The following is a 12,225-nucleotide window of genomic DNA, read 5'->3' as shown; positions in this document are numbered from 1 at the left end:
TTTGTATTTCTAAAAAACGATAGAAGGGAGGTAACTATTTGGCGACAGAAGGCAGACCAATAGGAAATTTAGTCATTAACACCACGCTAAACGATGCCGGCGTAAACAGAGGGATAACCGGTCTTAGAAATAACCTCAAAACAGCACGGACAGCCACAAAAGCGACTGTTCAAGAGTTTAAAGCGATGGGTGATGAACTCACGGCCAGCAAAAAGCAGGTTGAAGGTTTATCAAATGAGCTTTCCATTCAAGAGAGGATTGTGGAAGAATACCGGAAATCTTACGAGAAACAGGTTGAGCTATACGGCGAAGGCTCACAGCAGGCCCAGAAATACGCCCAGCGGCTCAATACGCAGATTCAATCGTATCATTCTCTGGAAGGGTCTCTGCGGCGCGCACAGATGCAATACCAAAGGCTAGAACAAGCCCAAAGCCAAGCAAGTGAAAGCGCAGATGAGTTGACGGACAGCCAAAGAGAGATCGGTGATGCAAGTGGTGACGCCGGCGGGAAAGTATCCAAATTCAGTTCTTTTATAAAAGTCGGCCTGGTCGGTGCGTTGACTGCAGGCGTTGCCAGTGTCGGTGCCCTAACAGCTGCAATCGGCGGGCTTGGTGCCAAAATGGCACTGGATACGCAGGCGGCCCAGGGAGAAATTCGGGCTCAATTAGGGCTTACGGAAAAAGAGGCTCAGAAGGTTGCAAGTTCAGCAAAAAGCTTGTGGGCTGATGGTTTCGGTGACAGCGTTGGGGAGGCTAAAAACGCACTCGTCAACGTAAAACAAAACGTGAAATCGCTAAAAGGTGCAACCGATGACACGGTAAAAGAAGTCACGAAGGGCACCATGACCATCGCTAAAGCTTTTGACCAAGACGGGAATGACATTACAAAGTCAATCAACGCAATGCAAAATTCATTTGATGGACTTTCCACTGATGCAGCAATGGACATGATCACCAGTGGTTTTCAGAAGGGCCTTGATTATTCCGGAGAGTTCTTAGATTCGATTAACGAATATTCCAATCAGTTTGCAGCTGCAGGATTCTCCACACAAAGAATGTTTTCAGTCTTTCAGGCGGGTGCTGAATCAGGAGCGTTCCAGCTGGATAAGGTTGGCGATCTGATCAAAGAAATGAACATTCGTTTATCAGACGGAACAGCAGACGAAGCCATGCAGTCACTATCAAAACACACCCAAGATTTATACGCTCAGTTTAAAAAGACTGGGAAGGGCGGCGACCTGGTTTTCTCGGCCGTTATGAAAGATATTGACGGCATGAAAAACAAAAGCGATGCCTATAAGATAGGGCAGCAAATTATGGGTACGCAGTTCGAGGATTTAGGACAAAAAGGCGTCTCTGCCCTGGCTAACATAGAGAATAGCTTTTCAAATACAAGTGGAGCAACCAAAAAAGCAGGCCAGGCCCTACAAGATAATTTTGGGACAAGGCTTAAAAAAATTGGCCGTTCTGCCTTGGCGTCGTTAGAGCCTATTGGAAATGGGGTCCTAAGCTTACTTGAACCGGTCATGGCTGGCTTAGAGTCTGGCATGAAAAGCCTTGAACCGACTTTTAACAATATCGCGAATGCCGGAAAGAATCTAAAGACTATTTTCTCTGGCATTATGGACGTTTTCAATGGTGATACGTCAAAAGGTGCCGATAAACTGATGGACTTTTTCCCGGTGTTAACGGTCCAAACCATTATCGACGGGATAAACAATATCAAGACAGCTTTTTCGGGCTTTAAGCAGCAGGCACAGCCCATCATATCCAACATGAAGGCAAGTTTTGACGCCATGAAGCCGACCTTTTCGGCTCTCGGCACTATTGCATCCCAAGTTTTTGGAACTCTTGGTCCTCTGGTCAAACAGGCACTAGGCGGCGTGATGTCGTTTATTGGTCAACTCACTGGACAATGGAAGTCTTTCTGGGAGCAAAACGGTTCCGTGATCTCTCAAGCCCTCCAAAATGTGTGGTCCGTTGTCCAATTTGTCATGCCGGCTGTACTTGCGATCATACGTTCTGTTTGGGGGAATATAAAGGGCGTCATCACTGGCGCTATTTCAATTATCCAGGGCGTTATCCTCGTTTTTTCTGGGTTACTAACCGGGAATTTTTCAAAAATGTGGGAAGGAATTAAGAAAATATTTTCTGGCGCGATAAAAGTTGTCTGGAATGCAATCCAACTTTCATTTTTCGGCAAGATTCTCGGCGGTGCCAAGGCTCTCGGCGCTGGCTTAAAGGGCATTTTTCCAAAAATGTGGGGGTGGATCAAAAGTTTATTTAAAGATGGAGCCTCAAATGCGGGAAAAATGTTCACATACCTTAAAGACAAAGCGTTTAAAATTGTCGGTGATATGAAAGACGGCATTGTTAAGAAATTCTGGGATATTGTCGATGCTGCCAAGTCATTGCCTAAAAAAATGGGTGACGGAATTAAGAGCATGGCAGGCAAAGCCTGGGACGGAATAAAAGCGTTTGGAAACAGAACGCTCCGGGGATTCGGTAAAATCATCAACGGCTTTACTCAGCAGGGTATCAACTGGATTTTAGGAAAAATCGGGGTTGATACTAAAATCCCTAAATGGGAAGTTCCGCAGTATGCAAATGGTACTGGTGGGCATCCAGGAGGCCCGGCAATTCTCGGTGATGGTAGAGGTTCAAATGCAGGACCAGAGGCTTTTATCACCCCTTCGGGTCACATGGGACTCAGTCCGGCGACTGATACACTTATGAACCTTCCCAAAGGAACACAAGTCTTGTCAGCAATTGACACGAGAGCTTTTCTTTCTGGAATTCCAGCTTATGCGAACGGAACAAAGAAGAAAGAAGGTTTCATTTCTAAAATGTGGAATGGAGCAAAGGCGGCCGTTGGAAAAGTGAAGGACCTTGCCTTAGATGTATTTGACTATATCAGCAACCCATCAAAACTTATCAAAAAGGTTATTGAAAAGCTGGGGTTAAAACTGCCTAAAGTAAATGGCATTACCGGCGATGTCCTAAAGGGTTCTTTCTCCCTTATCAAAAAGAATTTTGTTAATTTCATTAAAGATAAGTTTGGAGAATCAAGCAACTTCGGTGAAGGCGGCACTGCAGCCGTCAAAAAGTGGGTTGCTCAAGCCTTAAAGATAAAAGGGCTGGGTTCAGAATATGCCTCAGCACTTGAGACAATAGCGATGAAGGAATCAGGCGGAAATCCGAATGTCGTAAACAGATGGGATTCAAACTGGAAAGCGGGGCATCCTTCCCAGGGGCTTATGCAGTTCATTCCAAGCACCTTCGAAGCTAACAAAGAACCAGGATACGGGAATATCAAAAACCCTGTACACCAAATTCTAGCTTCAATCAACTATCTCAATAGTCGATATGGGGGCATTCTGAATCATCCAGGCTTGAAGTCTATGGCACGCGGCGGCCGTTACATCGGTTACGATACAGGCGGATTAATTACGCGTGATCATATGGCTGAGGTGCATAAAGGAGAAATGTTGCTGCCGTTGCGTCAATTTAGGCGCAGCCAAGCTCATAAGGTTCTCAGCCAGGCGGGTAAAATGGTTGGGTATGAGCCGGAAAGCCGGTCAAGCTCAAGCGATGCAAACGCATTGAAAACCATGGTGACTTTACTGCAGCAACAAAACAGCAATCAGCAAGCGGAAATTAATCTGTTAAGCCAAACGGTAAGACTATTAACGCAGCTTGTGGCGAAAGACCCGAATGTAATACTAAGTGTCCAGGAATTAAATAAAATTCAAGACGAAGCATACAACAAGGAAAGAAACCAAAAGGGATTGCTGAATAATGTAAGCTTCTCTTAGGAGAGTGGTAGGTTGATAAACTATGATCTAATAATAGACGGCAAGTATTTAAGCGAGACTCTTCCAGGTGTCTCGCTTTCTTCATTTAGGCCGGAGGCGCCAGTGTTCGAAAGGCAGACGGCAGGAACAAACGCGCTCATTAATGGGACAATGATGCTTAAGCAGGGGAACACTGGGCGCTACACAGAAAGAAAAATCAACATAAAAGTGATTGTGGAGGCAAACAGCTCTTATCAGTTCCAGATCAAAAGGGATGCCGTTTACAACCTTTTTATAAGAGAGGACCCCTACTATGTGATCAATACACAGCAGCCTTATAAACGTTGGCTTGTTACATGTGATGACGCATTTTCCATCTATCAAGAAAACGGCAAAAAGTATCAGGAAGTGGATATTACATTAACGGCCATTCAGGGTCTTGCTGAGTCTTTAAATGACAGCACTGCATCTATGGAATTGAAGGACGAAAAGTTTCACTTGGGCATGAATATCCGCCGGGACTCAACACCTGTGTTTCACTTTCAAAATAAAAACTCTTTTGTAGTGGATAACATAGGGGACGTAAGACTGGACCCGATTAACTACAATTACAACGTCGAAATGTATCTGCAGGGTACTGATATTTCAATCACTAATATCACAACAAATGAGACCCTGACGCTGAACGGGAAATTTTCAAAAATGGATAAGATAACGCTTTTGAAACATCACATTTTGAAGAACTCTGCGCCTATTTTCGATAGAAGTGGGCGGTTCCCGACTCTAGCAGCCGGCCAGAATCAATTTAGGATTGCCGGCGCTACCTACAGCGATATCCGATTCATTACACACTTTTATTATAAATAGGGGGTGATGCTCTTTGAATCAGATGTTTGTTCATGACATTAAAACCGGTCAAAAACATGAGCTTATTCACGTTGAACCTAAAGTGAATGATGATGTCACCGGGAAAAAAGATTTATCTTTTTCAATTACCTTGACTGAATACAATCAGATCCCTTTCAATGCTTTAGTCGGGAGAAATTTTATTATTATCGACGAGGTGCGATATAAAAAGCAGCAGTATTTCATTAACACGCCCACGATCAAACAGGAAGGCGCTCTGCTAACGAAAGACATAACAGCCACGCACATCTATTCCTTTAGGGCGATCAAGCATGTTGTGCATGAGACGATAGAAGGCACAAAAACTCTCAATGAAGCACTTAAGCACGCAGTAAAAGGCAGTGAAATCACATTTACAATTATGCCGGATGCGAAAGGGATCGGGGCTAAAAAGCTGGAAGGTTTCGGCAATAAAAAGACCTCTGAACTGATGGACGAAATCATTTCTACCTTTGGGGTTGAAATCATCCCGGATAACACGCATTTATACATCTACAAAAAAGCCGGCAAAGAGATTGTAAAAAGGCTGGATAACCTTTCGAATCTAACGTCTTTACAGATCACAACAAGCGAAGATAACACGACAACACGGGTGAGAGGATACGGGAAGCTCAAAGAAGAAAAAGACATCCTGGGAGATCAATCGATTCCCTACGATTCAAAAACAGGCACCTGGGCGTATGATAGCTCATTAAAAGCTGATTATACGAAGAAAATAGGAGCCACGTTTTCTTTCTCTTTCACAGGGACAGGCTTTAAATTCAAAACTCTTGTGTCGAAGCTGGGCGGCAAATGGGAATTTAAAATAGGTGATCAGACAAAAACCATATCTGTCTATAAAGATTCAGCCCCGACAGAAAAAGAGTTTGATGTCATTCGCGGCTTGGACAATAAGACTTATAAAGTAGTAGCTACCTTTAAAGGCAGGGACAGCAATAACCCAAATACCAAAGGCGCAAAGAAAGCTGACCCGGTCATGTATCTCCTACGCGGCAACATTATTGGGGTGTACAGAACTTTCAAGAATGAGGATGAAAAGTATGTCTTTCCTCCGGTCACCTATGTTCACCCAGAAGAAAAAAAGTTTCTAATCAACGGGCAGCCATCCTGGGCGGAACCGGTCACAGATGATTCTATCACCAAAAAAGAGGATATGATTAAGCTGCTTAAGACCAAAGTCAATCCTTATGCAGAGGTGTCCTATGATGCCGACTATGTGGAATTGTTAGATCAGGCCCTGGCTGATATAGAAGAGCCGGTTATGGCAGGGGACACCATTCGTGTATATGCTGATACGCCCCTAAACGGAATCACTTTTGATGGGAAGCTGAGAGCAACTGGGGCTTCATATAACCCATTGAGACCAGAACAGCCTTCTGACCTGACAATTGACGGGAAACGAAAAAGCCGTGTAGACATGGAAATTGAAGAGAAAAAGCGTGCGAAGAATCAGGAGCAGGCTATCAAGAATTACCAAAATCAATTGGCTTCTGGGCTTGCTGAGATCAATCAAATAAAGCAAAGCCTTGCGAATACGCAGGCCTCACAGCAGACCACATATACTTTCTCTTTGCAATTTTTAAATGGTGAATGGTCTGTATCTTCTGGCGATGGTTTTGCTTCCTTGGCGGCGAGCATTCTTTCTTTGAATACGGATGATGATTATGCAATCCAGTATGTGACCGGCGATGCCAATTCCATTATGAAAGAGGCGGGCTATACGTTGTACGCGGAAGATGTGGACACAAACATCATTAATATAACCCTTTATAAAGACGGAAAAATAAGTGATCCTCTGGGTGTTCCAGAAGGTTCAAAAGTAAAAATCCTCATAGTAGGACAGAAATAGAGGTGAAAACATGACGCTTTATCTTAATAAAAGGCATGGGGATGCACCGAATGCCAAACTGTTCACTCAGTTGGATGACAACGCCAAGGCAACCGAAACGGAAGTCAATCTGCTTAACAATAAACTTAAATATCATGAAAGTTCAACGACCGCCCATAAATCAAGTCAAATTGATCACGGCGGTCTTTCTGTTTCTACAGAACTAGAAACGATGAAAAAGCGTTTCGCCAACGTGATTACCAAAGCAGATGGCACGAACGTAAAAGAGGTTCTGGACCTACGCATAAATCGTGAAGGTAAAGAATTTGACACAGCGAATGAGCGTGTTGTAGAGATTGAGAAATCACTCTCTGACCTTGATGCCTCTGTTCAAAAAGAATACGGATTCGATTACACGACAATACCGCCCGTTTATCACACGAGTTTGAACCTTGCAGATAAAACGGTGCTGCAGTGTTTCGTAATCGACGAGAAAACAGGCGATATTTACGCTACCCAGGTGGGGAGTGGCAACACAGATCAAAGTCAAAACTTCGTCATTACCAGGATGAATAAAAACGGCGTAATGCTTGATAGCATGACAGTCATTCATGGCGGGCACGGTACCACAATCGGGCTTGAACGAGAAAACGACAGAATGTATATCTGGTCAAACTATGATGTTGTCGATTCAAACGGCAGTACGATTGGTCATGACCTGGTTCGTTTCCCGTACACTGCCGGTGCGACGATCAACGGCGGAAACGGTGGGATTAAACGATTCAACAAATTTACTGAGTTGTATGCTATCCCTGTAATTGATCAACAAAACGGCTTAATTGCATTACGTTTAAAAGACAGCAACGATGACAGCGTTGTGCAGCTGCGTAAATTGAATGACGTGAAAAACGGTATTGATAACCTGCTGGGAGAAGTGACAGTTCCAAACGATTTGCATTACCTGCAGGGCTTCACTATCGACGGATACGACTTGTATTGGTACACAGGAGATACAAACAGCGTCACATACCCAGCAGAATTGTCTTTGTTTAGCTTCAAAGATGGGAAGCTTAAAAAACGTATTACGTGTGATTTTGGCCGAGGTCCTGATGGGAAATACGAGGGGGATTTTCGGGAGCCGGAATCCGTTTTTCTTTATAAAGACCCAATGACAGGGAAGAAATCATTATTCGCTGCGATTGCAACGGGTTCAGTCGGAAAGCGCCTGGCAAAAGTGTATGCCTACCACTCAAAAGACAATGCGGCTGCCTTTGCCACAGACCTATCACAAGGGTTTCAGGGCTACCCGTTAACGAAAAACAACGGAAATGCAAAGCGGCTGCCCGATGGAATAACGAAACTAAAAGACTTTCGCCAAGTTGGCTATTATTATATGACTACGGCCGAGACTTCCAAGCTTACAGATCATCCAGCAGGTGGGGACGCGGGCTGGTGGTTTCATGTTGCGCCGGCTGACATTTCGGGGTCTGTTATTCAGACACTGACACGAAACTCTACAGGGCGACCCATCAAAATTTTTACCCGTGTTGTAACTAACGCAGGTGTTGCCGGAGATTGGACGGAGCTTATGTCCAGTCAGGCTTTAGATTGGACAAATCTACCTTTAAAAAACGGGGCTTCAAATCCGGATTCAGATGATAAGCTGCAGTATGCCATTAATGGCGGTCTTGTTTACTTGCGCGGAAGGGTTAAAATTCCGGAAACGGACGGGGTAATATTTGCAGTCCTGCCGGCAGGTGCTAGACCAGGGAAGGCCTGGTTTACCGGTTGCCAGGTTGCAGGAACGTCTGGGGATCGGAAAATAGATGTGCGTGCCAACGGTGAAATTGTTGCATGGGGCTTTAATGTAAACAGTGTGGACAAGGTCACTTACACATACTTAAATATTGTCTTCCCAATAGGGTAAGGAGGGGGATTCATGATCTATAAAGATGCTGCGATAAGTGCCAATGTAGGCACTAGCTCAAGTAGCAGGACAACAAACATACATTTTAGTACGCAAGATATAGGGACGGCCAAATTGACATTTGAAGTGTTCAAAGATGGCGTCCCTTTACCTTTGTCCGCGGTGACTGGGAAACTTGTTTTGGTGATGGCCGACAGCAGTAAGTTCATCAAGAATATTACGATTGTCGATAAGTTGAACGGCATTGCTGAATACGTTTTGACAAGTGAGGAAATCAAGCATTACGGCAAGGTTCAAGCGTCTCTTAATTTGTATTACGACAATAAACAGTCACTGGGCGTCACTCAGTTTGCTTTTCAGATAGACAAAGACCTTATTGACTCGGATATTGTCCCAATTGCTGAGTATTACATTGAAGATTTTGAGTCATTGAGGCAGTCAGTTGAGGCGATAGTGGCGGACCTTCAGGAGAAATTTAAAGACTTGGATAATGTTGAGACAAAGGCAGGCGCACAGGAGAAAGCTGACGCTGTCCAGGCGAATCTGGACACTCACACAAGGAATAAGTCGAACCCTCACGGGGTGACGAAAAACCAAATAGGATTGGGCAATGTGGACAATGTGCAGCAAGCTTCTAAACAAGATTTTGACCTGCATGTATCGGATGCTGTTAAGCACATTTCAACAGCTGAAAGGTCTAAATGGAATGGGGCGCAGATCCACAAAATCACCCAAGATGATGGGAGAGTGATTTATAAGAGTGCAACAGAAGTCACTGATTATAACGACTTAACGGATACAGGCATGTATTTAATATACAATAAAGGGCTAAATGGTCCAGGTCTGCCCTATGCCTTTCTCCTCGTGATGAGCTCTAAAAACACCCTTGTACAAATAGCTTATGATGGATATAAGGGAGAACAAGTATTATTTAGACTGAGAAAAAACGATTCTATAACATGGACGGCATGGGTTGAATTAGAAAGCACTGTTGGCGCTCAAAAGAAAGTCGATGCTCACGCAAATAGAAAGGACAACCCACATGCCGTTACGAAAGCGCAAGTTGGCTTGGATAAAGTCGATAATGTGCAGCAAGCTTCTTTAGCGGAATTTAACGCACATAACTACAACAGCGTAAGACACGTTGTGCAAGCTGATAAGGATAAGTGGAATGGTGCTCAATTATCTAAAATTACTGCAGATCACGGGGGCGTATCAATCGCAGCTAATGAAGGAGAGGACATTCTCCAAAAAATAGTTGATCAGGGGCGGTCGATGGGCACTTTCTATGCGCATGGAAAAGCTGTTAACGCTCCTTCAACATATTCAACAAGAGGGATATTTCATCTGACCGGCCTTTCTTCAGACGGGAAAGGTATGTATGGATGGGTTTACGCTACAGATTACAAGAATAATGTCTTTACAAACTACTATGACGGCAGTACAACGTATTGGCAAGGGTGGAAAAAGCTTGTTACAGATGTTGAGTACGACAGCTTAATATGGCAAAACGTCACGCTTAAAAACGGCGCATCTACCGGTGACAGACCGTTTCAGTATGTGAAGTGGGGCAATCTACTTCTTCTACGCGGACATATTACAGCTACTCGAGAAGTAGTTTGCGGAACAATTCCATCTGACAGATTGCCGGCAAACGGTGCGGCTGTGATGGTCCCGGTTTCAGGTACTACGGGGTATAGTAAGTTATTTATTAATGCGAGCGGAGATATGAAGCTGACCGGTATTCACTCAAACAATGACAGCAATGTGACGGGTTACTACATGGATGCCGTTGTCGCTTTAAACTAAGGAGGTTAAGAATGTTACAGGTTTATAGATATGATGAAAATTATATGTTTATTGAACCCATATTAGTCACTGAAATAGACGAAAAAGGTGATTATATCATTCCTGCAGATTGCACGACCGTAGAGCTGCCGGATTCTCCTTCATTATTCAAACCAAAGTTCGATACAGAGAATCAAGAATGGACGGAGACAGCCACACAGGAAGAGATTGACGAGATTCTAAGCGCCGGGGCATCCGAAGTGTCGCCGGTAAGCCAATTAAAAGAACAAAACGCGTTGCTGCTCATGCAGCTGGCGGAAACTCAAAAACAATCGCAAGAGCAAGCCGAGACAATAGCGAGCCTATTAATGTCTTTGACTGAAAAAGGAGTGTTGTAAATGGAATGGTTTAAATGTATTCAATACTGCTACAGCTGGAAGGCTTACAATGATGAAGATGTTGCTAAATATGTGGAACTAGGCAAGATAACAGATATTCAATACAAAGAAATTACCGGAAAGGAATACCCTTCTCCCAGCGACGTCCCTTCTGGGGAGACTGACGAGCCTGCTGGGGTTGAATTGAACAAAGAAGGATAACGCTTAATAGGCGTTTTTATTTTTGCCTCTAAGGAGGTGATAACAAGAAATGGAGGAGACAACGGTGTTTATTAATTTTGAAACATTGGATTTAGCGAGAGTTTACCTGTTTGGGGGTGTGAAGTACCTTGATTTACTGCTGGTTCTCAGTATTCTCGACGTAATAACGGGCGTGATCAAGGCTTGGAAATTCAAAAAGCTGCGGAGCCGAAGCGCATGGTTTGGTTATGTACGGAAAATGCTTAGTTTTCTGGTGGTCATTGTGGCAAATATCGTAGATACAATCCTCAATCTGAACGGTGTCCTGACATTTGGAACCGTTCTTTTTTATATCGCAAATGAGGGGCTTTCCATTACGGAGAACCTGGCACAAATCGGCGTTAAGATTCCGGCTGCCATCACTGACCGGCTTCACGTAATCGAAAATGACAATGATCAAACAAATGAAAAGGATGAACAGGCTGCTGGATAACCCGGCGGCTTTTTCTATATCAAAAATAAAGGAGAGAACACTTATGACAATCAAAGTGAAAAAGAATCTTGTATCAGAAGCTAAATATGGTTTGAAATGTCCTAATCACATGGACGCTGAATACATCACCATCCACAATACAGCGAATGACGCGTCAGCTGCCAATGAGATCAGCTATATGATCGGAAATACTAGCTCGACAAGCTTTCATTTTGCCGTTGATGACAAAGAGGTTATTCAAGGGCTACCGTTAAATCGTAACGCATGGCACACAGGAGACGGCACAAACGGCACAGGGAACCGTAAGTCTATTGGGGTTGAAATCTGCTACAGCAAGTCAGGAGGCGCTAAATATAAGGCAGCAGAAAAGCTGGCGATTAAGTTTGTGGCGCAGCTGCTCAAAGAGCGAGGCTGGGGTATTGACCGTGTCCGCAAACACCAAGACTGGAATGGCAAGTATTGTCCTCACCGTATTTTGTCAGAGGGTAGATGGAATGAGGTTAAGGCTGCCATTGAAGCAGAATTGAAGTCACTAGGCGGGAAAACAAGCTCAAGCAAAACAAACACAACCAAAAAGACAACAACAAGCTCAAGCAAAAAGAAAACGTCATATGCGCTGCCTTCTGGCATCTATAAAGTGAAAAGTCCAATGATGAAAGGCGCGTCTGTAACACAGATTCAGAAAGCGCTGGCGGCTCTTTATTTCTACCCAGACAAAGGAGCGAAGAATAACGGCATTGACGGCGTGTATGGTCCGAAAACAGCAAACGCGGTCAAACGGTTCCAGCTGATGCACGGGCTTTCTGCAGATGGTATCTACGGACCGAAAACAAAAGCAAAATTAGAAGCCCTACTATAATAGAAAATCCCTCTCTTTTTACCAAGGGAGGGAAATTTTTTTTGTTATATGT

The 12,225-nt window shown here is 44.0% G+C and carries 9 protein-coding genes; all 9 read left to right on the top strand.

The genetic code is table 11. From position 1 onward, the window contains the following. Positions 1–38 precede the first annotated feature (38 nt). The 9 genes from NSQ83_RS14365 to NSQ83_RS14325 are packed head-to-tail and all read left to right on the top strand — an operon-like array spanning position 39 to position 12,173. Positions 39–3,815: a phage tail tape measure protein gene (locus NSQ83_RS14365; protein ID WP_167568561.1), complete on the top strand. Its 3,777-nt coding sequence runs from the start codon at positions 39–41 to the stop codon at positions 3,813–3,815. Positions 3,816–3,827: 12 nt separating this feature from the next. Then, positions 3,828–4,661, top strand: coding sequence for a phage tail domain-containing protein (locus tag NSQ83_RS14360; protein ID WP_167568563.1), 834 nt, complete (start codon positions 3,828–3,830; stop codon positions 4,659–4,661). 22 nt (positions 4,662–4,683) lie between these two features. After that, a complete protein-coding gene (locus NSQ83_RS14355) occupies positions 4,684–6,549 on the top strand; it encodes a prophage endopeptidase tail family protein (RefSeq protein WP_339239241.1) in 1,866 nt (621 codons plus the stop codon). 10 nt (positions 6,550–6,559) lie between these two features. Continuing rightward, on the top strand, positions 6,560–8,455 hold the full coding sequence (locus NSQ83_RS14350; protein ID WP_339238575.1) for a teichoic acid biosynthesis protein: 1,896 nt from the start codon (positions 6,560–6,562) through the stop codon (positions 8,453–8,455). Positions 8,456–8,467: 12 nt separating this feature from the next. Beyond that, positions 8,468–10,264, top strand: coding sequence for a BppU family phage baseplate upper protein (locus NSQ83_RS14345; RefSeq protein ID WP_339238572.1), 1,797 nt, complete (start codon positions 8,468–8,470; stop codon positions 10,262–10,264). 11 nt (positions 10,265–10,275) lie between these two features. Continuing rightward, positions 10,276–10,641: a hypothetical protein gene (locus NSQ83_RS14340; protein WP_167568571.1), complete on the top strand. Its 366-nt coding sequence runs from the start codon at positions 10,276–10,278 to the stop codon at positions 10,639–10,641. Next, the gene (locus NSQ83_RS14335) at positions 10,642–10,842 is read left to right on the top strand and encodes an XkdX family protein (protein ID WP_042975107.1); all 201 of its coding nucleotides are present in this window, start codon (positions 10,642–10,644) and stop codon (positions 10,840–10,842) included. A gap of 49 nt (positions 10,843–10,891) precedes the next feature. Continuing rightward, positions 10,892–11,314 carry a holin family protein gene (locus NSQ83_RS14330; protein WP_167568573.1) on the top strand — a complete coding sequence of 141 codons (423 nt, stop codon included), beginning with the start codon at positions 10,892–10,894 and terminating at the stop codon, positions 11,312–11,314. Between the two features lie 43 nt (positions 11,315–11,357). Beyond that, entirely contained in the window at positions 11,358–12,173 is an 816-nt protein-coding gene (locus tag NSQ83_RS14325; RefSeq protein WP_167568575.1) for an N-acetylmuramoyl-L-alanine amidase, read from the top strand. Positions 12,174–12,225 lie beyond the last annotated feature (52 nt).

The sequence above is a fragment of the Bacillus sp. PS217 genome (genome assembly GCF_037963535.1).
Classification (GTDB): Bacteria; Bacillota; Bacilli; order Bacillales; family Bacillaceae; genus Bacillus; species Bacillus subtilis.
This window is presented reverse-complemented; position numbering and strand designations above follow the sequence as displayed.

Bases quoted from the DNA above. Each gene is read 5' to 3' on its own strand.
- NSQ83_RS14355 (WP_339239241.1), top strand. From the start codon at position 4,684: ATGTTTGTTCATGACATTAAAACCGGTCAAAAACATGAGCTTATTCAC.
- NSQ83_RS14345 (WP_339238572.1), top strand. From the start codon at position 8,468: ATGATCTATAAAGATGCTGCGATAAGTGCCAATGTAGGCACTAGCTCA.
- NSQ83_RS14340 (WP_167568571.1), top strand. From the start codon at position 10,276: ATGTTACAGGTTTATAGATATGATGAAAATTATATGTTTATTGAACCC.
- NSQ83_RS14330 (WP_167568573.1), top strand. From the start codon at position 10,892: ATGGAGGAGACAACGGTGTTTATTAATTTTGAAACATTGGATTTAGCG.
- NSQ83_RS14325 (WP_167568575.1), top strand. From the start codon at position 11,358: ATGACAATCAAAGTGAAAAAGAATCTTGTATCAGAAGCTAAATATGGT.
- NSQ83_RS14350 (WP_339238575.1), top strand. From the start codon at position 6,560: ATGACGCTTTATCTTAATAAAAGGCATGGGGATGCACCGAATGCCAAA.
- NSQ83_RS14335 (WP_042975107.1), top strand. From the start codon at position 10,642: ATGGAATGGTTTAAATGTATTCAATACTGCTACAGCTGGAAGGCTTAC.